A 24,686-nucleotide genomic window follows, 5' to 3' on the forward strand; every position below is an offset into this window, starting at 1 on the left:
GGTATAAACAAGAGAAGATTCGCGCCAATATAAAAAAACCTCCGACAATGCGGAGGTTTTTTGCGTTCCTACTTACTTCAAATTAGAAGTTAGCTGAACGTGGAGTACGTGGGAATGGGATCACGTCACGAACGTTGCCCATACCAGTTACGTAAGAAACTAGACGCTCAAAACCAAGACCGAAGCCTGCGTGAGGTACTGTGCCGTATTTACGTAGATCGCGATACCAGCTCATATGCTCTGGGTCGATACCTACTTCACGCATACGCTCATCTAGGATTTCTAGACGTTCTTCACGTTGAGAACCACCGATGATTTCACCGATGCCTGGTGCAAGTACGTCCATCGCCGCAACTGTTTTACCGTCATCATTAGCACGCATGTAGAATGCTTTGATGTCTTTCGGGTAGTTCTTCACGATTACTGGCGCTTTGAAGTGCTCTTCAGCTAGGAATCGTTCATGCTCAGAAGACATGTCGATGCCCCACTCAACGTCAAATTCAAATTTCTTACCAGAATCTAGTAGGATTTGGATTGCGTCAGTGTAATCAACTTGTGCGAAATCAGAAGAAACGAATTGCTCTAGACGAGTAATCGCTTCTTTATCAATGCGAGATGCAAAGAACTCAAGGTCGTCGCGGCACTCTTCAAGTACAGCTTTGAATACGAACTTAAGCATGTCTTCAGCCAGTTTTGCCACATCGTTTAGATCCGCAAAAGCCACTTCAGGCTCAACCATCCAGAATTCCGCTAGGTGGCGGCTGGTGTTTGAGTTTTCAGCACGGAAAGTAGGACCGAAGGTGTAAACTTTGCTTAGTGCACAAGCGTAAGCTTCAGCGTTTAGCTGGCCAGAAACGGTTAGGAACGTTTCTTTGCCGAAGAAATCTTCGTTGTAATCTACTTTACCTGCGTCTGTGCGAGGTAGGTTTTCCATGTCTAGCGTTGATACGCGGAACATTTCACCAGCACCTTCTGCATCAGATGCAGTGATCAGTGGTGCTGAAACCCAGAAGTAGCCTTGCTCGTGGTAGAAGCGGTGAATAGCTTGCGACAGGCAGTTACGTACACGTGCTACTGCGCCGATCACGTTAGTACGTGGGCGTAGGTGAGCAACTTCACGTAGGTACTCGATCGAGTGGCGAGTTTTCGCCATCGGGTAAGTTTCTGCGTCTTCAACCCAACCAACCACTTTTACTTCCGTTGCAGCAAGTTCAAATGCTTGACCTGCAGCAGGAGATGCAACGATGGTACCCGTAACTTCAACAGAACAGCCAGTCGTTAGCTTAAGGACTTCGTCGTTGTAATTATTGAGATTATTTGGGACCACGGCCTGAATCGGGTCGAAACAAGAGCCGTCATAGATGGCAAGGAATGAAATTCCAGCTTTGGAATCACGACGCGAACGGATCCAGCCGCGAACAGTTACTTGACTGTCTACTGCTAGCTTACCGCTCAATACGTCTTTAACAGGCGCGTAAGTCATGTTTAAAATAATCTCCATTGAGGTAAAAATTAAACCTAAGGTCATTGAGCGTTAATAAAGGCTATTTTGGCCAAAAAAACGCCTAAACATTAGGTTGATATTACTTTTTTATCGAAATGACATATTACCTGTCAAATCGTTCGCTTCAACCTTTATTATCGTTTTGACAGAGATAATTGCACTAATTTTATTGTACCGTCTCGCGCGGTGATGAAAATTGTTCAAGAAGTGCTGCTTCTTGCTCCAGCAGTGCCCTCGACACAAGGAGGCCTTTGTCGGTTTGCCATTGCAACCTAAGAGCGCAACAGTATCGCTGCGCTTCTCTCTATGGGGGCGAGATGCTCTCTAAGGCGAGCTCTAAGCGAGCGGTGCAAGTTGTTGTAGCTGGTGGTTAATCGCTGAAAATGTCGGTCGCTGTTTGACGGTGTATTGCATGCAATCTTCGCTGAGTGCGCTCAACTTAGCCAACACGTCTTGATTTGGTTGAGTGGTATGATCTAACTGCGTCAGTAGATCAGCCATCAAACAGCCCAGTGCACGTACCTCAATACTTTGCATCGCCTCTCTCTGCTGCGCAGGTAATTTAGCCAGATTGGTTGCGGCGCCAAAATCACCAAAAAGGATCTCAGCAGAGTGGTTAAACATGGTGTTGTGGGCGTAGATATCACCATGACTCACTTGCTGACGATGTAAATGCTCAAGCGCTGAAGCCATCTGTTGCAGCATTGTCACAATCACACTTAACTTATGGTGAGAGTTCGGCGTGAAAGTATCGCGAGTGCACGTTTGTAGCGAGGGTGGTAACCCCAAGTTGGCAAAGTTTCTTGGGATCAACTCCATCACCAAACCGAGTTTTTCTGCTTGATTGATTTGTGCGATGACCTTGATTAAGTTGCTGTGATGACCGGCTTGTAAGCAGTTGAGTAGCTCATCTTGTGGGTAGCCATCACTGGTGACTTCGCCTTTGAAAATCTTGACTGCGATATACGCATCAGTGCCACTCAGTTCCGTTGGTTGTTTAAGCCATTTCGCACGGTAAATCACACCAGACGCACCTTGACCGATAACCTCGAGTAATTCAATGTCGGCCAATGCCACCTGCGGAATCATTGCTAGTGATGATGTGTCCGCGCGGTCGAGGTTTGATTGCTCGCTGCTTAGTGGGTTGCCATCAATTGCGAGCCAGCTCAGCTTTGGTAATTGGAACAACCAATCTGGCAGCGCACTCAGTGCGTTGGCTGATAATCTGGCTAGCTCCAAGCTTTGGCAATCTGCCATTGATGCTGGCAGTGCCGTTAGCATGTTTCCTGCCAATGCGAGCTTTTGCAGGCGATGTAAACGGCCCATATCTTCAGGCAGTTGCGTGAGTTTGTTGTCAGTTAAAATTAACCAACGGGTATCGTCGGGTAGGGCGCCAGCAGAGATGTGCTGCAACTTATTCGATTTGAAACTGATCATTTCCAATTTAGGGCATTGAGCTAATACACTTGGAATGGTTTCAAAGCAGTTGTTGGTTAGAAATAGGATTTTAAGCTGGTGTAATTGAGCCAAGCAATCTGGCAAATCATGTAATTGATTATCTGACAAATCGAGGATTTCTAAGCTGTCAGCCAGTTCGATGATTTCGAGTGGAAACTCAGTTAACCCTAGTTTTAACTCTAGACGAGTGATGCCGTGTAATTTACCTGATTGTAACTGCTCAATAGTATGCAAAACGCTAACCTTAACGCGTGAAAAACAGCGCGCAATACTATCTGATAATCGAGTTGGGATAAACGTGTAAAGTCGCTATTCGGGTAGATTGCGAAAGGGGGCGGATAAGGTAAGTGTTTTCCTCATTTTGTTCGATTAAAAACACTTACCCTTGATCTTGCGATATCAGCGATGGCAGTTAACGCCGTTATTACCTCTCTATTGACTCATCAGGGATCAGCTATTTTTCTGCTGTTCTAAAGAGAATTGGTTAAGCAATTGCTCCAAGCGTTCGGAGAGGTTTTCCAGATCTAAACTGATGTCTCGAGTCTGTGATGCCAATTGAGAGGTCCCATTGGCGTGAGCGGTGATGGTGTCGATTTTGCTTTGAATGTGATGACCAACCGAGGAGGTGGTCTGAGCTTGCTGCTCAATGTTTTGCGTATGGTTAAGCACTTGATGCATTTCATCTACGACGCTATGCATTGCGGTGGAGAGAGACTCTACATCCTCCGAGCGTTGATGGGCTTGTTGGCATACGTTATCGACTGAAATGAGAGATTCTCGACTGCCTTGCTGGAATTGGTCGATGATGGTTTCAATATTGCTGGTGGCTTCTGCGGTGCGACCTGCAAGGTTACGAACTTCTTCTGCAACCACAGCAAAGCCACGGCCTTGCTCACCTGCGCGCGCTGCTTCAATAGCTGCATTCAATGCGAGTAAATTGGTTTGATCGGCTATGCCGCTAATGACTTCAAGAATCGATGATACTTCTGTCGTTTGATCATTCAGAGCTGTGATCTTTTGTTTTACCTGCTCAATTGAACCGACTAAAAGCTTAATATCGTCGCTGGCATTATGTGCATTACTTGCACTTTGGGTAACGATATCCACCGTGTGGTTCACTAATGTCGAGGCCTCCAATGTTGCTTGTTCTGTCTGCTCTTGTTGAGTCAACATGTTATTGATGTTGCTCTGTACATCATTGGTTTCAGTTTGCTGATTGTTGGCAGCATCATCGGTAGATTGAGCCACATCAGTCAGTTGGCCTGCGGAATCTGCCAGTGAGTGGCTGGTTTGTTGCACTTTGTGCAAGCTGTCGCTGACGGTATCCATAAATGAGTTAATCGAGTTTGCCAACACGCCAATTTCATCATTTTGTTTGCTTGGCAGTCGCTCGAGTAGATTTTTTGATTCGGCAACTTGCAGCATAAAGCGTGAGGTTTTTTGTAAAGGTCGTACAAGAATTTTTCGGGTTAGCCCCATCGTAAAGAGAAAGCCGATAAAGGTGATAGAAGCCATGATGCCCATGGCGAACATCGCTTGTTTGCTGACCATAGAATTAACATGACTCATATTATATTCAAGGCGGATCGCTCCCAGCACTTCGCCCTCTTGTGCGGCATGGCAACCAACGCAGTTGGTGCCGCGGTAATCAAGGCTCGATTTCATCGGTAGTGCGACGACCAGTCCGTTGCCCCAATCGGCACTGATCGGTTCGATAACTAACTCTCCGCTGAGTGCACGCTGATCGATATCATCTTGTACGGCTTGGTTTGGATTGCCCGGGCCATAGAGCTTATCGACGGCGGGAGCTCGGAGAACACGAACTTGTTCAATGCCATCTTGGGCTAAGGCTTTATCGCGCAGTGTTTCTTTTTGCGACATGGTGCCCGTGAGCATCATCATATTCAGGCTATCAAAGTAGTTACTGGCTTTATCATGTAACTGTTGACTGAGAACGTCGTGGATAAGTTGTTTTTGCTGCTGATATTGATAGATAGTCGAGATCGCAAGGACACAACCAAACACCATGACCAACGTGACGAGGAGTTTAAAAGTTATTGTAGAGCGCATTATTATTTTACATTTTACTAGAATAGACGTAACAATTTTATGGATATTTATTACCGTATGTCATAGGAAACTGGTTTGAATGTGACCATTACCAAAAACTTCCATCTGTAACTGTGATGTAAGTAACATGTGTCCGTTATGTTTCTTAGTGAATGGGTGTGCGAGGAAGGTCTAACAATGTTGTGGGAAAAAGAAAAGTGACCATCGCGATAGATGTGAGCTTGTCACTCTGCTTACAAGGCTTTAGTATGACGGCTTCTTGACGAAAGCCTGAGAAAAATGATGAAAACAGAGTTGTACAAAGAGTTTATGTTTGAGGCCGCACACCATTTGCCTCATGTCCCAGAGGGTCACAAATGTGGTCGTTTACACGGGCACTCTTTTTTAGTTCGTCTTTATGTTGAAGGGGAAGTGGACCCGTATACTGGTTGGGTGGTTGATTTCGCCGAAATTAAAGCGGCTTTTAAACCAATCTACAATCGTCTTGACCACTACTACTTAAATGATATTGAAGGGTTAGAAAACCCAACCAGTGAAGTGCTAGCAAAATGGATTTGGCAACAGTTAAAGCCTGCGTTACCTTTGCTGAGTAAAGTAGAAATTAAAGAAACGTGCACCGCTGGATGTATTTATAAGGGTGAGTGATCACTTGACTCGATTTAATGTGAGTCAATCAGCGTTGAGCATACATAAAAAAGCCAATCAATAGATTGGCTTTTTTTGCATTCGTACATCTAATGTCGCTAGAGTCTATGGCGCATAATGCGCTCTTTGCCACTTTTACCATAGAAAAAACTATCGGTATCACTAAAACCAATGCGAGAGAAGAAGGTGCGTGAGGCTTCATCTTTTGCGGGTAGAGTGACACACAGCGAGTCACTATCACCATTGACGGCATAGGCGTAGACAAACAATTTCTGCATTGCTTCTCGACCAAAGCCTTGGCGCTGATAGTGCTTATCCAAGACGATGTATTTCAGGCCAAGCTCGTTACGACGAGCAAACGTCGCATAGTGAGAAAAGGCTTTGTCTAATACGAGATAACCAATCGGTTGGCGCTCAGAATACAGCGCAAGAATCACTTCATATTTAGAACGATTGTGGTACACCTCTTCAAAGGGGAGGTGGTTTTCTTTCTGCTCTTGATGCACTTCAAGCTGCATTAAACTGGCGAAATCTTTCAGCTTGGCCGGTTTTATCGCAATCATATTGCCTCATTAATACTACGGTAACCAACGGGGGATTCAGCAGGGGCTGATTCTCAAATTGGTCATACAAAAATGGCGACCATTACAGTCGCCATTATATCGTCTTAATTATCAATAAAATATGCTTTTACTAATAATTTGACCGCTGTTCACTACTAAAGTTAGCAGATAACTTTAATTGCTAGGCCGCCTTGAGACGTTTCGCGGTATTTTGCGTTCATATCTTTACCGGTTTCTAGCATTGTTTCGATAACTTTGTCTAGAGAAACGGTTGGAGCTGAAGAACGACGTAGTGCCATACGAGTTGAGTTGATTGCTTTTACTGCAGCAATACCGTTACGCTCGATACATGGTACTTGTACTTGGCCCGCAACAGGGTCACATGTTAGACCTAGGTTGTGTTCCATGCCGATTTCAGCTGCCATACAGACTTGCTCAGGACTACCGCCCATAAGCTCTGCAAGGCCAGCTGCTGCCATAGAACATGCTACGCCAACTTCGCCCTGACAGCCTACTTCCGCACCAGAGATAGAAGCGTTACGCTTGTAAAGACCACCGATCGCGCCAGAAGCGGCGAAGTAACGGATGTAATCTTTCTCTGTCACGGTTTGAATGAACTTGTCGTAGTACGCAAGTACAGCAGGGATGATGCCACATGCACCATTGGTTGGCGCGGTAACAACACGGCCACCAGCTGCGTTCTCTTCGTTTACTGCGAAAGCAAACATGTTTACCCAGTCAACCACAGCCATTGGATCGTTAGAGGTTTTCTCTGACGTTAGCAACTGTTGACGCAGTGCTGCTGCACGGCGAGGTACGCGTAGTGGACCAGGAAGAATACCTTCAGTATTCATACCACGATCCATACCTTCACGCATGGTTTTCCAGATGTTAGCAAAGTAAGTGCGAGACTCTTCATCTGAGTGTAGAGCCGCTTGGTTTTTCATAACCAAAGCGCTGATAGAAAGCCCATGCTCTTTACATTGATCCACAAGCTCTTCAGCGGTTGTGAACGGGAAAGGAACCTTGATTGGGTTTTCTTCTTCTTTACCAAAGTTTTCTTCATCGACGATGAAACCACCACCGATAGAGTAATACGTTTTCGAGTACGCGACTTCGTCATCGATCCAAGCGTGGATCTGCATGCCGTTTTCGTGTAGCGATAAGTTAGAAGTATGGAAGTTCATACCGCCATCTTTAGGGAACGATACTGTGTGACAGTGCATGCCAACAGGAAGGCGTTCAGTTTCTTCTACGCGTGCAATGAAGCTTGCAATAGAATCGATGTCGACTTTTTCAGGGGTGTTGCCAGCAAGACCCATGATGATAGCGATATCGGTGTGGTGACCTTTCCCTGTCAGTGATAGTGATCCATAAACGTCCACGGTGATTTTAGTGATGTCGCGCAATTTTCCCATTGAACGAAGATCATCAATAAATTCTTTACCCGCTTTCATTGGGCCTACAGTGTGAGAACTAGAAGGACCAACACCGATCTTATAGATGTCAAAAACACTAATCATATCGATTACCTCAAAAGCAAGCCTCCCTAGAGAGGGAGGCTTAGAATTATCATTATATTTTTGTTTTAACTACCCAAGTTTACAGGGGTAATTAAAGAGCGCCGTAGATTACAGAAGTAATCGCTGCAAGACCACAGATAACTGTGAAAATCTGTACAGGTGCAGAAGTTTTGTACTTCGCCATCGCAGGAACTTTCTTCATTGCGAACACAGGTAGAAGGAACAAGATAGCCGCGATCATTGGTGCGCCCATTGTTTCAATCATACCTAGGATGCTTGGGTTGATGATTGCAACAATCCAAGTAGTGATTACGATGAAGATTAGTGAACCTTTCTCAATAGTGCTTACTGGAGTAGAAGCACGAGATTTGATTAGACCAACTAGACCTTCGTGAGCACCTAGGAAGTGACCGAAGTAGCTAGAAGTAATCGCAGCGAAAGCAACAACAGGACCCATGTAAGAGATGATTGGGTTGTCGTGTACGTTTGCAAGGTATGAAAGTACAGAGATGTTTTGCTCTTGTGCCATTGCTAGCTGCTCTGGAGATAGAGACAGAACAACAGAGAATACGAAGAACATAACGAAGCCCATTAGCATCATTGCCGCACCGCCAGTGATTGCGTCAGTTTTCTTAACTGCGTCATCACCAAAGTTCATGCGTTGTTCTTTAGCAAACTGAGAAATAACAGGGCTGTGGTTGAATGAGAATACGATGATTGGAATCGCTAACCATACAACGATAGGCATTGTGCTGAAATCAGGAGCAACTTCAACCATTGATGTATTCCAATCAGGGATAAGGAATACAGACAGTGCTAGTAGGATAATAACCAATGGGTAAACCATTGCAGAAGTTGCCTTAAGCATTAGGTCTTTACCAAATACTACACCCATAGTCATAGCCGCAATAAGCGCACCAGACAGTAACCAGCGAGGAATAGATTCCATGCCCATTTGGTTAACTAGGAAAGAGTCGACTGTGTTTGTGATACCAACACCGTAGATCAGAACGATAGGGTAAATGGCGAAGAAGTAGGCGAAAGTAATAAGGTTTGCGCCAGTTTTACCAAAGTGTTCTTCAACAGTATCAGTGATATCTGATTCAGGGTTTTTAGCAGAAAGTACAAAACGAGCTAGAGACTTGTGAGCAAACCAAGTCATAGGAGCTGCGATTAGGGCTAGCATAACTAATGGCCAGAAACCGCCAGCACCCGCTTTAATTGGAAGAAATAGTACGCCAGCACCTACAGCAGTACCGAAAAGTGATAGACACCATGTGAAATCTTTGTAAGTAAACTTACTCGATGATTGCACCGTAGATGCCGTTGAAGTAGTAGAACTCATATTGGGATACTCATTTTTTGGGAACAGGTAATAAGTTGCGTGCAATTCTGCACAAAAGGATTGCACAATTATTAGATCTAAATCACAAATTGATGGGACTGATAATATGATATTCCAAAAAGGAGTTTATTGTCACGAAAATGACGTGCCACACCTGATTTATCTTAATGTGACGCATTAGAAAAACTTATCAACTGGATAAGCTGACGTTATTTTGCGCAAGGGAAACGTTTGCGGGGTTGAGCGTTGATTTCACTAATGTGAGCGTTTGTTGACCAATCGTTGCTTTTATTAACATTGATGCATAATATGATTTTGCAATGCGTGGATGATTTGCGCGGTCATTCCCCAAATAAATTGCCCTTGATAGTTGATGGCAAATACACGGTGGTGTTGCTGTTTTACGCAAAAAGTGTCGCTGTAGAGATGTTTCGGGTCGAGTACGATTTCGACAGGTACCTCGAAAACCGATTCCACCTCGTTATGATCGATTGCTGCAAAATAATTTGCATCAATGAAAGCAAGGTACGGCGTTACCGAAAACTGGCTAATTGTTGGCAGTTCGGGCATCTGTCCAAATATCTCAATTTGCTGTGCAAAGACCCCGATCTCTTCATGCGTTTCTCGCAATGCGGTTGCACGTAGTGAGCCATCCTCGAGTTCATATTTTCCGCCAGGAAAGCTCACTTGCCCCGGATGGTGCTTTAAATGCGCTGCACGTTTGGTAAAGAGCACATTTAATCCGTTCTCTCGTTCAACAAATCCAATCAATACCGCCGCTTTGCGCAAAGTCTGATCTTGCAAATGATCGAGTCGTTTAAGCGATTCCCGATGATAGGCGGCCGGCTGCTGTAACGAAAAGCGCTGAATGAGTTGTTGCCTGCTCGGGGGGATATGCACATTAACTTCCTATAGGTATTTGAAAAAGCCAGTTTTATAGATCATGCTTTGAATAATATATAAAAGGTTAGCGAACTCGTCACTCTACCTCAAGGTGCTCTATATATCGAAAGGTAAGTAGTTGAAAAGAGATTAGTAGAAAACCACGATAAAGGGCTGGGCATGAAAGGAATCATATTTACTGAATTTCTGGATCTTGTGGAGCAGAAATTTGGGCTGGAATTATTGGATGAGTTATTACTTGAAGCGAATGACGAGGGTATCTATACCTCTATTGGCAGTTACGACCATCGCAATTTGGTCAAACTGATCGTGCTACTGAGTCAAAAGACGGGAATTTCCGCGGAAGATCTACAGCAAGTGTTTGGTCAGTCTGTTTTCCTCAATCTATACGCATCCCTACCGAATAAAGCCAGTTTAGGCGAATGCAAAAACTCTTTTCAATTTGTACGTTTAGTAGAAGATTACATTCATATAGAAGTGAAAAAGCTCTACGCAGAGGCGAATCCACCTAAATTTGAATTTATTTCCGAAACGGAAACCGAAATGGTGTTCGACTATAAAAGCGCTCGTTGCATGTCTCATGTTTGTCTTGGCTTAGTCAAAGGTTGTGCCGAGCATTTTAATGAAATCCTTGAAATCACCATGACCAGTGAAACGGCCGATAATAGCCATGTGCGTTTTTATCTCTCACTGGTTGAATGAACGCGATGGATAGCAGTAGTGCATTAGAACGCAAAGTCGCCCGAGAAAGGGCGGCGAGAAAAGCGGCTGAGTCTTTGCTCGAGCAAAAAAGCCTTGAGCTTTATGAGGCAAATCAGCAGCTCAAATTAGTGCTTGGTCAGTTAGAAAGCCAAAACTTACAAGGGTTACAAAAACTCGAGTTTGAAGGTCATATCAGCGAAACCCTTATTCACTTTGGTCGCGCGTTTTTAACACGGACGTTGGATGATGGTTTGTTATCGAGCTTTCTCGAGCGTTTATCTGCTTGCTCTGTCATTTACGGTATCCAATTTCACCTTGTGCCAGCAACGTTATCGACAGTGCTCGGCAGTGAATTTGGCGTCATGCAGTCATTCGTTTCGGAACCCAAAAAGAATGAATATTGGCAAGGCAATATTCTTCACTTACCACTCGAAGTCGATCATAAGTTGATCGGGCAGTTGTGTGTTGATGTTGATCTTAGTGATATTGAACCGCGTTTTATTTCCAGTCAGCTAACTTTGGTGGTTGAGTTACTTTGCAGCGCGATTAGCCGCCAATTGATGGTGGAAAAAACTCAGCAGGCCCGCAAACAAGCTGAAGAATCTGAACGAGCCACCAAAGAGTTTGTGGCGATGATTAACCATGAGTTGAGAACCCCGCTTAATGGCTTACTTGGCAGTGCGGAGTTATTGTCGGACACGCCGTTGAATAACCAGCAAATGCAATTGCTGACCAATTTAACGCACTCTGGTGACCTTTTAAGACACATCATCAATGACTTGCTCGATTACAGTAAAATGAGTGCGGGAATGATGGAATTGTTTCCCACCCATTTCAGTTGGCATGATTTGAAAAGCATGCTCAATGGCATTTTTTCTCCCCGAGCCCAAGAGAAACGCATTTTCTTTATCATCGAGGAATCGCCCAATATGCCAGCGGCGTTTTATGCTGACTTCGAGCGCATCAGTCAGATTTTGGTCAATTTGATTGGTAACGCGATTAAGTTTACCTCTGAGGGGAAAGTGGAAGTGTCGGCGTCGTGGCAAGAGGATAATTTACACGTGTTGGTTTCGGATACTGGGTGTGGTATTCCACAACAAGCTCAAGCAGAGTTGTTCGATCCCTTCGTTCAGGCTGATCGAACGACCAAACGAAGTTTTGAAGGGACCGGGCTTGGTTTAGCGATTTGTAAAAATTTGGTTGAATTAATGGATGGGCAGATCGGCTTTGAAAGCGATGTTGGCGAGGGCAGTACGTTCTCAATTCAATTACCGTTGAGTGTTGCGCATCAACCTGCTCAAAATACCGAAGCCTTGCAGACACAACGAGTACACAAGACTCTGGAGAGTTTAGCTGTTTTGGTGGTTGATGATATTCGTATGAACCAAGTGATCATCAATCAAATGCTGAAAAAATTTGCGATTGAACCAGATCTTGCCGAAAACGGCCTTGAAGCAATTAAAGCCGCAGAACAAGGCCAGTACGATTTGATCTTTATGGACTGCCGCATGCCTGAAATGGATGGTTTTGAGGCGGCGAGTTACTTACGCACTCATCATTATTCACGTCCCATTATTGCGTTAACCGCAGGAACAACGCTTGAAGAACGCGAGCGCTGCATTGAGAGTGGTATGGACGATATCCTCACCAAGCCCTATACCGCTGCAGATTTGAAATTGATGATAGAAAAATGGATCTAACGAGCGTCAGATCCATTGCTTTGTTTGTCGCGACTTACGTTTCTCGCTACTTACTAATTGTTATTTATGTTTCGCGGTCAAGAGCAGAAATAAGCCGTTACGCGTTTTCTAGCACCGGTAAAATGCGGCTCAATTTATCGAAGGTTTCTTGATATTCCGCATCACACAAACTATCTGCGACTAAGCCTCCGCCTGCCCAGACGTACAATTGACCTTTCTCCGCCACCAGAGTGCGAATGGTAATGCTGGTATCCATACGCCCATGACGGCTGATATAACCAATACTACCGCAATAGGCATTGCGTCGGTGTGGCTCTAGCTCTTCGATAATTTCCATCGCGCGCACTTTTGGTGCTCCTGTAATGGAGCCGCCGGGGAAACTGGCGCGCAACAAATCAACGGCAGTATAGTTTTCATCTAATTCTGCTTTGATGGTACTGACTAAGTGATGAACGGCAGGGAAGCTTTCGATATCAAATAGCTTTGGTACATGCACGGTCCCGGGTTTTGCTACGCGACCGACGTCATTACGCAGCAAATCGACAATCATCAAGTTTTCGGCTTGGTCTTTCTCGGCTAAGGAGAGCTCGAGAGCAGAGGCTCTATCGAGAGTTTCATCGACAAAACGCGGACGTGTACCCTTAATAGGTTTGGTTTCAATGACGTTGTCATTCACTTGCAAGAATCGTTCAGGGGAGACACTCAAAATGGCGCTGTGCTCGGTACGAATAAAGGCAGAAAACGGCGCTTGGTTTACTTGCTCTAGTTTTTGGTACGCTTGCCATTCATCACCTTGGTATTGTGCACTGAAACGTTGAGCAAGGTTAATTTGGTAGCAGTCGCCAGAAAGAAGGTATTGCTGCACTTGTTCAAAGCGAGTTTGGTACTGAGTTTTGGTCAGGTTTGACTGCCATGGGCTTTGCAGTGCAAATGGCGTACACCGTTGCTCATCATACTGCTGCGCTTGTTGCTGTAGCCATTGCCAATGCTGGTCGGTATTGTTACCTACGACCCAAGCTTGTTGCTGTAGATGGTCAATAACAACGGCCCAATCATAAATACCCACCGCCATATCTGGCGAAGAGATATCGTGCTCGGCTAACGCCGGAATTGATTCAACTCGACGACCTAAATCATAAGAAAAATAACCTAACGCGCCGCCAACAAATGGTAAATCACCCTCATAATCACAAGCGCCCAAATGCGTTTGCTGTATTTGCTCAATCAAACGAAATGGGTCTTGTTCAGAACGAGTTTGTTCATCTTGCTCAGTGATTACTGTTGTCTCTCCAAAGGTGGTCAATGTCACCAGAGGATTCGCCACTAAGATATCGTATCGGCTGTCGACATGTTGCGAAGATGCTGAGCGCAGTAACATCACCCAATGTTGCTGGGCAATAGGGGCGAACAGGCGGCAAGCTAGATCAGAAGAGTAGGAAATCTGTTTGATTTGTAAGCAATTTGATTGACTGTTATTCATTTGTTTAATTTGTGACAAAGAGATCGTTCACTTCGTGGCGCGTTGAGGAAAGCAAGAGTATCATAACCAAATCATAACCCGCTACTTTGAATAAAGGTTGATGGCGAAGCGTACTCAGAGCGCGATAGCAAACGTTTAAATAAAGTGGGAATAAACGGAAGCAAATAAGAGGCAAGTAATGACTATAATCCGCAAACAGGATGTGATCAGCAGTGTTGCTGATGCGCTGCAATATATTTCTTACTACCATCCGCTCGATTTCGTTCAAGCGCTGGAAAAAGCTTATCATCGTGAAGAAAGTCAGGCGGCAAAGGATGCGATCGCCCAGATTTTGATTAACTCTCGTATGTCGGCGGAAGGTCATCGACCAATTTGCCAGGATACAGGCATCGTTACTTGCTTTGTGAATATTGGTATGGGCGTTCAATGGGACTCCACCGATATGACGGTTCAGCAGATGGTGGATGCGGGCGTACGTGAAGCGTACACCAATCCAGATAACCCATTACGAGCTTCTGTTTTAATGGATCCAGCGGGTAAACGTATTAACACCAAAGACAACACGCCTGCGGTTGTGCACATTAATATGGTGCCGGGGAATAATGTTGAGATTCAAATAGCGGCTAAAGGCGGCGGTAGCGAAAATAAAACCAAAATGGTGATGCTCAACCCATCAGATGATGTGGCTGAATGGGTAGAAAAAACCTTGCCGTTAATGGGAGCAGGTTGGTGTCCTCCGGGCATGCTGGGTATTGGTATTGGTGGGACGGCGGAAAAAGCTGCTGTGCTGGCCAAAGAATCATTGATGGAACATATCGATATTCAAGAGCTTATCGATCGTGGTCCACAAAATGCGGAAGAAGAGCTGCGTTTAGATATTTTCAATCGTGTGAACAAACTTGGCATTGGTGCACAAGGTTTAGGCGGGTTGACGACCGTGGTGGATGTGAAGATCAAAACCGCACCAACACACGCAGCCTCTAAGCCGGTGTGCTTAATTCCAAACTGTGCAGCTACGCGCCACGTTCATTTTACGCTCGACGGTAGCGGCCCTGCAGAATTAACACCACCAAAACTTGAAGAGTGGCCAGACATCACTTGGGAAGCGGGCGCCAACACCCGTCGTGTCAATCTTGATGAAGTGACGCAAGCGGATGTAGAAGAATGGAAAACCGGCGAGACCGTCTTGCTCTCAGGTAAAATTCTAACCGGACGTGACGCGGCGCATAAACGCATTCAGGGCATGCTAGAAAACGGTGAAGGTTTACCGAAAGGTGTCGATTTTAAAGGTAAATTTATTTACTACGTTGGTCCTGTTGACGCAGTAGGCGATGAAGCGGTGGGTCCAGCTGGCCCTACAACCTCGACACGCATGGATAAGTTCACCGACATGATGCTTAATGAAACGGGCATTATGGGTATGATTGGTAAAGCGGAACGTGGGCCAGCAACCGTGGAATCGATTAAACAGCATAAAGCGGTTTATCTAATGGCAGTTGGTGGTGCGGCCTACTTAGTGGCGAAAGCGATCAAAAAAGCCCGCGTAGTAGCGTTTGAAGATTTGGGTATGGAAGCGATCTACGAGTTTGAAGTAGAAGATATGCCGGTAACGGTTGCTGTGGACTCAAATGGTGCCAATGCACACCAGATTGGCCCTGACACTTGGAAAGTAAAAATCCAAGAAATGGAACTTGATTAAGTCAAGACACTGAATAAGTTGCCAAAAAATGACAAAAGTGCCGCGAAAGCTGCACTTTTTGTCTATATACTATCTATGACCAAGTAACTCCAAGAGGCAAGTCGGTGAAACTTTTCACCAACCAAGCATCTCGAAGCTACTTGGGAATCAACATTCATAAGACAAAATAACAGGGGGAGCGCAATGCCTCGCTTTATCCAAATTCTACAAATCATCATTGCAGCCGTGGTGGGTGCGTTTGTTGGTTACGATTTGATCCTTCATGGCATCAGCATCTTCGACGTTAAGTACGTCACCATCACTTGTGTGTTGTTTGTCTTGCTCGAAATCGCACTGTTTGTCATTTATAAACTGATTGAAGATGATTAATCCGCTCTAGAATTAGTCAACAACACTGCGCCTTTCGGGCGACTATGATATACATTAAACCTCTGATGAACCTCAGAGGTTTTTTTGTTCATCCAAGATTAATGTTGTATTGGTTACCCTAGGTACGGTTATCCGTTAACGAGAGATTCAATGAAGAATATTCAGCAAGAAGTGAACGATTTTTTACACCGTAGTATGGACTCGCATGTGCGCATTGCTGTCACGGGTTTATCGCGCGCGGGGAAAACGGCGTTTATCACCTCACTGGTTAATCAGTTACTTCATACCTCGACTCACAGCCAATTACCTTTACTCAGTGCCAGTCGCGATAAGCGTTTAGTAGGCGCTAAGCGCGAACCACAATCTAACATGATGGTGCCACGTTTTGCCTACGATGAGGCAATGCAGCAATTACAAGGTGAACAACCTAATTGGCCTGAACCGACTCGCGATGTCAGTGAAATTCGCCTAGCACTCAAATATAAGCCAAGTAAGAAGACCAAAAGATTGTTCGGCAATACCGCGACATTAAACCTCGATATTATTGATTATCCGGGCGAATGGCTGCTTGATCTTCCCTTACTGGATATGGACTTTTCGGCTTGGTGTCAAAGCCAATTTAGTGCTTTAAAAGGGTTGCGTTTAGAGTTAGCTAAACCATGGTTAGAACAATTGGAAACGCTCGATTTAAGTGCTGAAGTGAGCGAAAGTCAATTAGCGTCGATTGCACAAACTTACACTCAATATCTGCATGATTGTAAAGACAATGGTTTGCATTGGGTCCAGCCGGGACGATTTGTCTTACCGGGTGAACTGGAAGGCGCACCAGTGTTGCAGTTTTTTCCATGTCGCTTTGATGCCGATGTAAAAGCAGACAAGCACAGTAATTTGGCGATGCTAAAAGCGCGTTATCATGAATACCAAACCAAAGTGGTTAAAGCGTTTTATAAACATCACTTTGCTACATTTGATCGCCAAATTGTCTTGGTGGATTGTTTACAGCCACTGAATGCTGGCTACGAATCCTTTATGGACATGCGTAATGCCCTCGAGCAGATCATGCACAGTTTTCGTTATGGGCGCAGTTCGTTGCTAAAGCGTCTGTTCGCGCCGCGTATTGATAAAATCTTGTTTGCAGCCACTAAGGCCGATCATATTACCCCTGATCAGCATCCAAACTTAGTGTCATTGCTACAACAGATGGTTCACCCAGCGTGGCAAACCGCCTCATTTGAGAATATTGAAATGAGCTGTATCAGCATGGCATCGATACAAGCGACACAAACGGGTTTTATCAATCAAGGGGAACAATCAATCCCCGCGATTCAAGGGACAACAATGAATGACCAAGCCATCACGGTTTATCCCGGCGAAGTACCGCGAAAACTGCCGTCGGCATCGTATTGGCAACAAAAGGGGTTTGAGTTTACCGCCTTTAAACCATTGGTCACGCATCAAGATGAGCCACTGCCGCATATTCGCATTGATAAAGCATTAGAATTGCTGATTGGAGACAAACTAAAATGAGCGAATTCAAATCTAAACAGCTCTTTGATCAACCATTAAACCAAGCATCAAAGCCAGAACAAGAATTAACGGCGCAAATTCAATTCCAACCATCAGAAAAGTTTGTGCCTAGCGAGATAGAAGAGCCGCAAGGCGCGGATGTAGAGCAACAGCTTGATCATGTGATTCGTCCAAAGTCCGGCCGAAAGTGGTTAAGTGCTGGCTTACTCAGTGTGTTTTCTGCCTTGGTCGGCTGGCAAGCAATCGATACAGTTATTACCGCAATTCAAACCGCAGATTGGCTGGCACTCGGTTGGGCTGGCTTTGTCTCAACGTTGGCGGCATTGGGCATTGGTGCCATGGCGAAAGAGTTGTGGAAGCTGCGTCGCTTACGCAATCACTTTTCAGTGCAAGAACAGAGTGAATCTTTGTTGGCCAGTGACAGTGTGGGGCAAGGGAAAGCATTTTGTCAGCAGCTAGCGAAACAAGGTGGAATTCAACCGCACTCACCGAGTTATGACCGTTGGGTTAATTCCGTCAATGGCTCTCACAGTGATGCTGAAGTGCTGGATATGTATGATGCCATGGTGATAGCGGAACAAGACAAACTCGCGACTCAGATCGTGTCGAAACACGCAACAGAGTCGGCGGCATTAGTGGCCATTAGTCCACTGGCAGTGGCAGACATGTTGCTGGTGGCTTGGCGCAATTTCAAAATGATTGATAGTTTGGCTCAAGTATACGGTATTGAACTGGGTTACTGGTCGCGTTTACAACTGTTCAAATCGACATTGGTCAATATGGCGGCAGCAGGCGCGAGTGAGTTAGCGATTGATGCGAGTATGGATTTACTCTCGATGGATCTGGCTGGCAAACTGTCAGCACGGGCAGGGCAGGGGCTTGGAGTTGGGATTCTGACGGCTCGATTAGGCATTAAGGCAATATCTTTATTGCGCCCAATGCCTTGGCAAGCAGAGCGAGCGGTTAAACTGTCATCAATTCGCAAGCAAATTGTGGCGAAAGTCGCGTCTATCTCGGTCAAATAGCGTGAATGTGAAGCAAGTGATATCGCTTTGCTTGACGAGGATCTAGGCTTAGGGGAAACTACTGTCAACTTTTCCTGACACCTTAACTTAGGACTCTCTCAGTGCGTCTAGAAGTTTTTTGCGAAGACCGACTCGGCTTAACACGCGAGCTACTCGATATCCTTGCCTCTAAAAGCATTGATTTACGAGGCATCGAAATTGATATTTCTGGGATTATTTATCTAAATTGTCCGGACATCGATTTCGATACCTTCAGTGAATTAATGGCGGAGATTCGCCGTATATCGGGTGTAAAAGATGTTCGAAAAATTCAGTTTATGCCGATGGAAAGGCATAACACCGAGCTTATTTCGTTACTCAACAATCTTCCAGAACCGGTATTAGCGATAGACCTAAAAGGCAACGTCGACATGGCCAACCATGCTGCGTTGAATCTATTTAAGCGTGACGAACAGGAAGTGATCGCTCATCAAATTGGTCAGCTGATTCCAAGTTTTAACTTCAGTAAATGGGCTGAAGGGCAAATTACTCGCCAGCGTGAAAATATCGTTATCAGCGGTCTTGATTACGTCATGGAAATCATGCCGGTTTACATCACGACTGAGAGTAAAGAATCGATCTTAGCCAGTACGGTGATGATTATCCGTTCAGCGCAAGATAAGCCGCTGCTTAAAGAAACTCTCCCTTTACAGAACAATCTTGGCTTTGAGCATTTTGTCGGTGTCTCCAATCGTCATAAAGCGCTTATTACGCAAGCGAAAAAGCTGGCGAATCTTGAACAACCATTGCTAATTCAAGGCGAAACGGGCACAGGTAAAGAGATGTTGGCACGCGCTTGCCATAGCCGCTCACATCGAGCGGGTGCTCCATTTTTAGTATTAAGTTGTGCTTCTATGCCTGATGACGTGGCGGAAACCGAATTGTTCGGTCATGCTCCGGGCAGTTTTAATCATCAAGAAGGCAATAAAGGGATCTTTGAACAAGCCAACGGCGGGACGGTATTTCTCGATGAAATCGGCGAGATGAGCCCGCATTTGCAAATCAAATTGCTACGTTTATTGCAAGATGGCACCTTCCGCCGTGTTGGTGAAGAGCACGAAGTACATGTTAATGTGCGCGTCATTGCGTCAACTCGCCATAACTTGGCCGATTTAGCTGAATCGGGCGCGTTTCGAGAAGATCTTTTCTATCGTTTGAATGTACTGACGCTCAATATTCCATCGTTACGCGATCGTTCCAATGATATAGCACCATTACTTGAACTGTTTGTCGCCAAGTACATTAATCAGTTGGGTATGATGAAGCCTGAAATTGATGACAATCTTGTTGATCAGTTAGCATCATACAACTGGCCGGGTAACATGCGCCAGTTAGAGAACATGGTTCTACGTGCTCTCACTGAATTGGAAAGTGAGCGACTGACAGTTGAGCTATTCCATCTACCTCAGGTTGAAGCCTCGGTTTCAAGTGGGGGCTCGATCAACCTTGATGGTTCGCTTGATGACATTATGAAAGATTACGAATCCAAAGTGTTGGATAGACTCTATCAATCGTTCCCATCAAGCCGTAAGCTCGCTAAGCGCCTGAACGTTTCGCATACCTCGGTCGCGAACAAACTACGTGAATATGGAATTCGTAAAAGTTGATGTCGAAAGTGAGTACCCCTCTACAAGTGTATGAGGTGGATAAGGATATCGTTTTGCGTACCGCTGAGCCAACGGACGCGTATAAAATTAGTCAGTATTTTATTACTAACCGAAGTCACTTAAAGCAGTGGGAGCCCGAACGGGAAGCGGAATTTTTTACGTTACCAGGCTGGACACAACGCCTGATCAAACTCAGTGATCTGCATCGGCTCGGGTTAGGGTATTATTTACTGATTATTGATCGTCACAGCGATCAAATGTTGGGTACGATATCCTTTAGTAATTTAACCCGCTTTCCAGTTCATGCTTGTCATGTTGGTTATTCACTGGCTGAACAAGCACAGGGAAGAGGAGTGATGGGGCGAGCGCTAAAAATGGCTCTCGACTACATGTTTACTAAGCAAAACATGCATCGAATTATGGCCAGCTACATGCCTCACAACCAACGCAGTGAAGCGGTATTAACGCGATTAGGTTTTGAGCGAGAAGGCTACGCTAAGGATTATTTATTGATTGATGGCCAATGGCGAGACCACGTTCTGACGGCGCTGATCAATTCTGAATGGCGTGAGGTAAAGAAGTAATGCAACGATTAGAGCAGCAATTGAATTTGATCATCGAATTAGATCAGCTCAAAAGCGTACTTCGCCGTACTCGGGTTAAAAGTGCTGATGGTCGATTGGAAAACAGTGCGGAGCATAGTTGGCATGTCGCTTTGATGGCAGTGCTAATGCAAGAGCATGCCAATCAACCGGTTGATATCAGCAAGGTAATGAAAATGCTGCTGTTGCACGATATTGTTGAAATCGACGCTGGTGACACCTTTGTTTACGATGTCGCTGCATCAGCGCAGCAAGAAGAAAAAGAACGTGCCGCCGCAGAGCGATTGTTTGGTTTGCTACCGAGCGATCAGGCGACAGAGTTAAAAAATATTTGGTTAGAGTTTGAACAGGCCCAAACCGCCGAAGCAAAATACGCTAAGGCACTCGATCGGATTATTCCGATGCTTTTGAACTACCATAATGGTGGTCAAAGTTGGCAAGAACACAATGTAACTAAGCAGCAAGCATTAACGGTGAATCGTAGAATTGAAGATGGTTCATCTACTTTGTGGCATAAAGCCCAGCAACTAATTGAAGAAGCCAGCGAAAAGGGTTGGTTGAAGTCTTAATTGAGGAACATAGATGTCTTATTTACCTTTGGACCAGTACCAAAGAAAATGGATTTTTACCCATCAGTCGATGCCGGTAGCAGAGCAAGATCTTGAAGCGATCAAACCAATGGATCAAGCCCGTGCCGCCCAGTTGTGGAAAGATAACATCAGCGCGCAGAGTCCAGATGCTGACCGACTCGCCTCTAGTGATTGGCCAATGAAAGCGCCAAATTGGAGTAATAGTGTTGATTGGATGACGGCTTGGGAATCTGATGAAGAAGAATTGCCCGCTGAAATTTTAGAGTTTATCGACTGGCAAGATGATGTAACTGTTTATTTTTGTTATGAAAAGTACAACATCCTCGAAACCAAGTGGAGTATCTTCAAGAAATATTGGAAGAACTTCTTATTCTACGATGACGGTCCTTTTTTGATTGGCCGCCGCCGTACAGAAGCACTGTGGTTTGATGACAAAGGTCAGGTAAAATTGGGCAAACGCGATTAGTTTCCACGCAAAAATTAGACAAACGGGTTGGTCAAATGATCAACCCGTTTTATTTTGTACAAAATGATCAAAAAATGGATCTTAAAATTAAAATCAAAGCAACTCTATTTTGTGTGATATTACTCCAAAATAATTGATTAAATTGTGCGCAAAATGAAGCTTTTGTTATCATAAGGACATGGATGCCATATACGGTCATGGCTAAACTTTTGTTTTAGTTAGAATATTAGGAATGCGCTGTGGAAACGATGCTACTACAATTAAGAAAGGACTTTTACTCACACATTAGTTCGTTGCAAGCTCATACGCTTCCGCAAAGTAAACCAACATTAAGCGTTCTTACCGATGACGAGTTAAAAGAGCTTGAGCACGTCTGGGTTGAGCTTTCTGTTTGGCAGCGCTCACAAGCGCATTAACCGACCTAATTTAAGCTGCATCCTGCTACTATATCGCCTCGGTAATCCCACAACCCGGGGCAAATGCCCACGTTGTGTCATTGTTCTCTTTATTGAACACAATCATACCCTTTCATTGTTTATTTCATTATCGAATCTTTATCGACGCCATCAGTTCCTTTGCCGGTTTAGTCTCTAGTCATGTCATTTCGTCACGTCTTAAACCAGGACAAATCTTTAACAAAATCCTCGACGAGCAACCTCTATCTTTATGAACTATAATTGTTATATTATAACAATAGTGATCTAACCATTGAATTCTTGAGTAAGAGTCCTCATAGTTAGTTACAAAGGACGGTCGTTTGATTGCGATAGTCAATAAATATTAAAAGAGTTCGAGTGAGTATTGATATGGCGGAAGTACGTGCCAGAGTAGAATTTAAAGTCGGTGTTGGAAGTAAAATTGACGCAGAGATCTTGTCTTTTAAGGGATTAAATACGGACAAAGAGCATGTTGCGGTTATCTTTAAGCAAGCCGATCAAAGCCAAGATATCCCACTTGTGCGCATGCATTCAGAGTGCCTGACTGGCGATGTATTCCATTCTTCTCGTTGTGATTGTGGCGAGCAACTTGATGAAACGGTTGAGCGTATGGGGGAGTCCGGCGGTATCATCCTATACCTACGTCAAGAAGGACGTGGCATTGGTTTGTACAATAAGATTGATGCTTATCGTCTACAAAGTCAGGGTATGAACACCTACGAAGCCAATAATCACCTCGGCTTTGGCGATGATCTGCGTGATTTTTCAGAAGCGGCACAAATGTTATTAGCATTGGGTGTTGGCAAAATTCGCTTAGTGACCAACAATCCGAAGAAAGTCAAAGAACTTAAAGAGCACGGAATTGAGATTGCCGAAGTAGTGAACACCTTAGCGCATATTAAAGAGGGTAATGAAAGTTACCTTAAAGCCAAGGTCTCACACGGTAAACATCTGCTGAAATTCTAAAGCCTTGTTAACATGACGCGATAAAAACCTCATCTTTATGAGGTTTTTTTGTTTTTACCTTGCAAAAAAAATGTAACTTTGTATTATTCGCAATCTAAGTGTTAATGATAATAATTAGCACTACCAATTATAAAATAGATACGTAAGTTAATTAAGTAAGGTAACTTCAAGCTCAACAAGGACTTTAATCATGAAGGTAAAATCAGCTTTGGCGCGCTCCATTGCCGCCACTCTTGTGTTCGCAAGTGGTTCAGTTTTCGCTGCGGACGTCACCAAGCAGCAAGTGGTAGAACATTATGCCGACATCGCCCACGCGGTATTTTCTGATGCTTTGACTACAGCACAAGCACTCGATACGTCTATCGAATCATTTCTCAACACGCCATCAGAAAAAACACTCGCTGATGTAAAACAAGCTTGGCTCGACTCTCGCGTACCATACCAACAGTCTGAAGTATTCCGTTTTGGTAACGCAATCGTTGATGATTGGGAAGGGCAGCTGAACGCATGGCCTTTGGATGAAGGTTTGATTGACTACGTTGATGCGGATTATCAATACGAGTTGGGTAACGAAGGAGCGATTGCTAATATCGTGGCGAACAAAGAGCTTACTATCGGTGCGAATAAGCTTAATGTTGCAAAAATTACCCCAAAACTGATTGCGGATCTTAACGAAGTTGGCGGTTCTGAAGCGAATGTGGCATCGGGTTACCACGCCATTGAGTTTTTACTTTGGGGCCAAGATTTGAACGGCACTAACGCTGGTGCCGGTGAACGTGCCTATACCGACTTTGTGGTTGGTAAAGAGTGCACAAACGGCAATTGTGATCGTCGTGGTGATTATCTTCGCGCCGCTGCGGATCTGCTAGTGCAAGATCTTGAGTGGATGGAAAAGCAGTGGTCCTCAGAGCAAACAGACAATTATCGCCAAGTGTTGCTCAACGATTCAGCGGAAAATGGTCTGCGTAAAATGATGTTTGGTATGGGCTCATTGTCTTTAGGCGAATTGGCTGGTGAGCGCATGAAAGTGGCACTTGAAGCCAACTCAACGGAAGATGAGCATGACTGTTTCTCTGACAACACACATAACTCTCATTTCTATAACGAGCAAGGCATCTACAACGTTTACACCGGTAGCTACCAAAAAGTTGATGGCGGTAAAGTAGAAGGTCCAAGCATCTATAATCTAGTTGCACAGAAAGATCAAAAAGCCGCGGACGAAATTCAGAAGCAATTTGACGCTACACGCGCTCAAGTGGGTCAGTTAGTGACATCTGCTGAGAAAGACAATCAGCACTTCGATCAATTGATTGCTGCAGGTAACACTCAGGGTAACGCTTTGGTCAATGAAACGATCCTTTCACTGGTTGCGCAAACAGCATCAATTGAACGTGCAGCGAACGTGATTGGGATTACCAGCCTAAATCCAGACACCGCTGATCACGAATTCTAAACATGAATTTGAT

The 24,686-nt window shown here is 44.7% G+C and carries 22 protein-coding genes; 14 read left to right on the forward strand and 8 right to left on the reverse strand.

Features of this window, described 5'->3' with window-relative positions; all coding sequences use genetic code 11:
- Positions 1 to 82 precede the first annotated feature (82 nt).
- The 3 genes from asnS to RH88_RS18170 all read right to left on the reverse strand — a co-directional run bounded on the left by asnS (position 83) and on the right by RH88_RS18170 (position 5,032).
- Positions 83 to 1,483, reverse strand: a complete 1,401-nt coding sequence (gene asnS, locus RH88_RS18160; protein ID WP_005598750.1) for an asparagine--tRNA ligase — start codon at positions 1,481 to 1,483, stop codon at positions 83 to 85.
- Positions 1,484 to 1,840: 357 nt separating this feature from the next.
- Complete coding sequence (locus RH88_RS18165; protein ID WP_005598751.1) at positions 1,841 to 3,196, reverse strand: leucine-rich repeat-containing protein kinase family protein; 1,356 nt, start codon at positions 3,194 to 3,196, stop codon at positions 1,841 to 1,843.
- A 216-nt stretch (positions 3,197 to 3,412) separates the two neighbouring features.
- Positions 3,413 to 5,032: a methyl-accepting chemotaxis protein gene (locus RH88_RS18170; protein ID WP_005598752.1), complete on the reverse strand. Its 1,620-nt coding sequence runs from the start codon at positions 5,030 to 5,032 to the stop codon at positions 3,413 to 3,415.
- Positions 5,033 to 5,314: 282 nt separating this feature from the next.
- On the opposite strand from RH88_RS18170, the gene queD reads away from it, so the two are divergent.
- Positions 5,315 to 5,677 (forward strand): 6-carboxytetrahydropterin synthase QueD, encoded by a 363-nt coding sequence (gene queD, locus RH88_RS18175; RefSeq protein ID WP_005598753.1) that lies wholly within the window; start codon positions 5,315 to 5,317, stop codon positions 5,675 to 5,677.
- Positions 5,678 to 5,775: 98 nt separating this feature from the next.
- Here the strand turns inward: queD and RH88_RS18180 are convergent, their stop codons facing one another.
- The 4 genes from RH88_RS18180 to RH88_RS18195 all read right to left on the reverse strand — a co-directional run bounded on the left by RH88_RS18180 (position 5,776) and on the right by RH88_RS18195 (position 10,008).
- Positions 5,776 to 6,240, reverse strand: a complete 465-nt coding sequence (locus RH88_RS18180; protein ID WP_005598755.1) for a GNAT family N-acetyltransferase — start codon at positions 6,238 to 6,240, stop codon at positions 5,776 to 5,778.
- Positions 6,241 to 6,401: 161 nt separating this feature from the next.
- Entirely contained in the window at positions 6,402 to 7,763 is a 1,362-nt protein-coding gene (locus tag RH88_RS18185) for an L-serine ammonia-lyase (protein WP_005598757.1), read from the reverse strand.
- A 91-nt stretch (positions 7,764 to 7,854) separates the two neighbouring features.
- The gene (locus RH88_RS18190; protein WP_005598758.1) at positions 7,855 to 9,108 is read right to left on the reverse strand and encodes an aromatic amino acid transport family protein; all 1,254 of its coding nucleotides are present in this window, start codon (positions 9,106 to 9,108) and stop codon (positions 7,855 to 7,857) included.
- Between the two features lie 291 nt (positions 9,109 to 9,399).
- Positions 9,400 to 10,008 (reverse strand): CoA pyrophosphatase, encoded by a 609-nt coding sequence (locus RH88_RS18195; RefSeq protein ID WP_005598761.1) that lies wholly within the window; start codon positions 10,006 to 10,008, stop codon positions 9,400 to 9,402.
- 162 nt (positions 10,009 to 10,170) lie between these two features.
- Here RH88_RS18195 and RH88_RS18200 point away from each other — a divergent pair, with 162 nt between their 5' ends.
- Both RH88_RS18200 and RH88_RS18205 read left to right on the forward strand, forming a co-directional pair.
- The gene (locus RH88_RS18200; protein WP_005598763.1) at positions 10,171 to 10,713 is read left to right on the forward strand and encodes a heme NO-binding domain-containing protein; all 543 of its coding nucleotides are present in this window, start codon (positions 10,171 to 10,173) and stop codon (positions 10,711 to 10,713) included.
- Between the two features lie 5 nt (positions 10,714 to 10,718).
- Complete coding sequence (locus RH88_RS18205; protein WP_005598765.1) at positions 10,719 to 12,413, forward strand: ATP-binding protein; 1,695 nt, start codon at positions 10,719 to 10,721, stop codon at positions 12,411 to 12,413.
- 97 nt (positions 12,414 to 12,510) lie between these two features.
- On the opposite strand, the gene pabB is transcribed toward RH88_RS18205, so the two are convergent.
- Complete coding sequence (gene pabB, locus RH88_RS18210) at positions 12,511 to 13,893, reverse strand: aminodeoxychorismate synthase component 1 (protein WP_005598768.1); 1,383 nt, start codon at positions 13,891 to 13,893, stop codon at positions 12,511 to 12,513.
- Positions 13,894 to 14,071: 178 nt separating this feature from the next.
- On the opposite strand from pabB, the gene RH88_RS18215 reads away from it, so the two are divergent.
- The 11 genes from RH88_RS18215 (at position 14,072) to RH88_RS18265 (ending at position 24,673) form a co-directional block, all read left to right on the forward strand.
- Entirely contained in the window at positions 14,072 to 15,592 is a 1,521-nt protein-coding gene (locus RH88_RS18215; RefSeq protein WP_005598770.1) for a fumarate hydratase, read from the forward strand.
- Positions 15,593 to 15,775: 183 nt separating this feature from the next.
- Positions 15,776 to 15,961 (forward strand): hypothetical protein, encoded by a 186-nt coding sequence (locus RH88_RS18220; protein WP_005598773.1) that lies wholly within the window; start codon positions 15,776 to 15,778, stop codon positions 15,959 to 15,961.
- A 150-nt stretch (positions 15,962 to 16,111) separates the two neighbouring features.
- Positions 16,112 to 17,488 carry a YcjX family GTP-binding protein gene (locus RH88_RS18225; RefSeq protein ID WP_005598774.1) on the forward strand — a complete coding sequence of 459 codons (1,377 nt, stop codon included), beginning with the start codon at positions 16,112 to 16,114 and terminating at the stop codon, positions 17,486 to 17,488.
- Positions 17,485 to 18,513 carry a YcjF family protein gene (locus RH88_RS18230; protein ID WP_005598775.1) on the forward strand — a complete coding sequence of 343 codons (1,029 nt, stop codon included), beginning with the start codon at positions 17,485 to 17,487 and terminating at the stop codon, positions 18,511 to 18,513. Before RH88_RS18225 ends, RH88_RS18230 begins: the two co-directional genes overlap by 4 nt.
- Before the next feature lie 101 nt (positions 18,514 to 18,614).
- Positions 18,615 to 20,159 carry a transcriptional regulator TyrR gene (gene tyrR, locus RH88_RS18235; protein ID WP_005598776.1) on the forward strand — a complete coding sequence of 515 codons (1,545 nt, stop codon included), beginning with the start codon at positions 18,615 to 18,617 and terminating at the stop codon, positions 20,157 to 20,159.
- Positions 20,159 to 20,743 (forward strand): ribosomal protein S5-alanine N-acetyltransferase, encoded by a 585-nt coding sequence (gene rimJ / locus RH88_RS18240; protein ID WP_005598777.1) that lies wholly within the window; start codon positions 20,159 to 20,161, stop codon positions 20,741 to 20,743. Before tyrR ends, rimJ begins: the two co-directional genes overlap by 1 nt.
- Positions 20,743 to 21,330 (forward strand): HD domain-containing protein, encoded by a 588-nt coding sequence (locus tag RH88_RS18245; RefSeq protein WP_005598778.1) that lies wholly within the window; start codon positions 20,743 to 20,745, stop codon positions 21,328 to 21,330. Before rimJ ends, RH88_RS18245 begins: the two co-directional genes overlap by 1 nt.
- A gap of 13 nt (positions 21,331 to 21,343) precedes the next feature.
- Positions 21,344 to 21,817, forward strand: a complete 474-nt coding sequence (locus RH88_RS18250) for a DUF2947 domain-containing protein (protein ID WP_005598779.1) — start codon at positions 21,344 to 21,346, stop codon at positions 21,815 to 21,817.
- A gap of 239 nt (positions 21,818 to 22,056) precedes the next feature.
- Positions 22,057 to 22,233, forward strand: a complete 177-nt coding sequence (locus tag RH88_RS23760) for a hypothetical protein (protein ID WP_005598780.1) — start codon at positions 22,057 to 22,059, stop codon at positions 22,231 to 22,233.
- Positions 22,234 to 22,623: 390 nt separating this feature from the next.
- Positions 22,624 to 23,220: a GTP cyclohydrolase II gene (locus tag RH88_RS18260; protein ID WP_005598781.1), complete on the forward strand. Its 597-nt coding sequence runs from the start codon at positions 22,624 to 22,626 to the stop codon at positions 23,218 to 23,220.
- 190 nt (positions 23,221 to 23,410) lie between these two features.
- A complete protein-coding gene (locus tag RH88_RS18265) occupies positions 23,411 to 24,673 on the forward strand; it encodes an imelysin family protein (RefSeq protein WP_005598782.1) in 1,263 nt (420 codons plus the stop codon).
- The last annotated feature ends 13 nt before the right edge of the window (positions 24,674 to 24,686 follow it).

It is taken from the genome of Vibrio scophthalmi LMG 19158 (assembly GCF_000222585.1).
Classification (GTDB): domain Bacteria; phylum Pseudomonadota; class Gammaproteobacteria; order Enterobacterales; family Vibrionaceae; genus Vibrio; species Vibrio scophthalmi.

Excerpts from the sequence above, each read along its gene's own strand:
- RH88_RS18230 (WP_005598775.1), top strand. The coding sequence starts at position 17,485 with ATGAGCGAATTCAAATCTAAACAGCTCTTTGATCAACCATTAAACCAA.
- RH88_RS18225 (WP_005598774.1), top strand. The coding sequence starts at position 16,112 with ATGAAGAATATTCAGCAAGAAGTGAACGATTTTTTACACCGTAGTATG.
- RH88_RS18205 (WP_005598765.1), top strand. The coding sequence starts at position 10,719 with ATGGATAGCAGTAGTGCATTAGAACGCAAAGTCGCCCGAGAAAGGGCG.
- RH88_RS18265 (WP_005598782.1), top strand. The coding sequence starts at position 23,411 with ATGAAGGTAAAATCAGCTTTGGCGCGCTCCATTGCCGCCACTCTTGTG.
- RH88_RS18200 (WP_005598763.1), top strand. The coding sequence starts at position 10,171 with ATGAAAGGAATCATATTTACTGAATTTCTGGATCTTGTGGAGCAGAAA.
- RH88_RS18220 (WP_005598773.1), top strand. The coding sequence starts at position 15,776 with ATGCCTCGCTTTATCCAAATTCTACAAATCATCATTGCAGCCGTGGTG.
- RH88_RS18245 (WP_005598778.1), top strand. The coding sequence starts at position 20,743 with ATGCAACGATTAGAGCAGCAATTGAATTTGATCATCGAATTAGATCAG.
- rimJ (WP_005598777.1), top strand. The coding sequence starts at position 20,159 with ATGTCGAAAGTGAGTACCCCTCTACAAGTGTATGAGGTGGATAAGGAT.
- pabB (WP_005598768.1), bottom strand. The coding sequence starts at position 13,893 with ATGAATAACAGTCAATCAAATTGCTTACAAATCAAACAGATTTCCTAC.
- asnS (WP_005598750.1), bottom strand. The coding sequence starts at position 1,483 with ATGACTTACGCGCCTGTTAAAGACGTATTGAGCGGTAAGCTAGCAGTA.
- RH88_RS18185 (WP_005598757.1), bottom strand. The coding sequence starts at position 7,763 with ATGATTAGTGTTTTTGACATCTATAAGATCGGTGTTGGTCCTTCTAGT.
- RH88_RS18215 (WP_005598770.1), top strand. The coding sequence starts at position 14,072 with ATGACTATAATCCGCAAACAGGATGTGATCAGCAGTGTTGCTGATGCG.
- RH88_RS18170 (WP_005598752.1), bottom strand. The coding sequence starts at position 5,032 with ATGCGCTCTACAATAACTTTTAAACTCCTCGTCACGTTGGTCATGGTG.
- RH88_RS18250 (WP_005598779.1), top strand. The coding sequence starts at position 21,344 with ATGTCTTATTTACCTTTGGACCAGTACCAAAGAAAATGGATTTTTACC.
- RH88_RS18260 (WP_005598781.1), top strand. The coding sequence starts at position 22,624 with ATGGCGGAAGTACGTGCCAGAGTAGAATTTAAAGTCGGTGTTGGAAGT.
- RH88_RS18190 (WP_005598758.1), bottom strand. The coding sequence starts at position 9,108 with ATGAGTTCTACTACTTCAACGGCATCTACGGTGCAATCATCGAGTAAG.
- queD (WP_005598753.1), top strand. The coding sequence starts at position 5,315 with ATGAAAACAGAGTTGTACAAAGAGTTTATGTTTGAGGCCGCACACCAT.
- RH88_RS18180 (WP_005598755.1), bottom strand. The coding sequence starts at position 6,240 with ATGATTGCGATAAAACCGGCCAAGCTGAAAGATTTCGCCAGTTTAATG.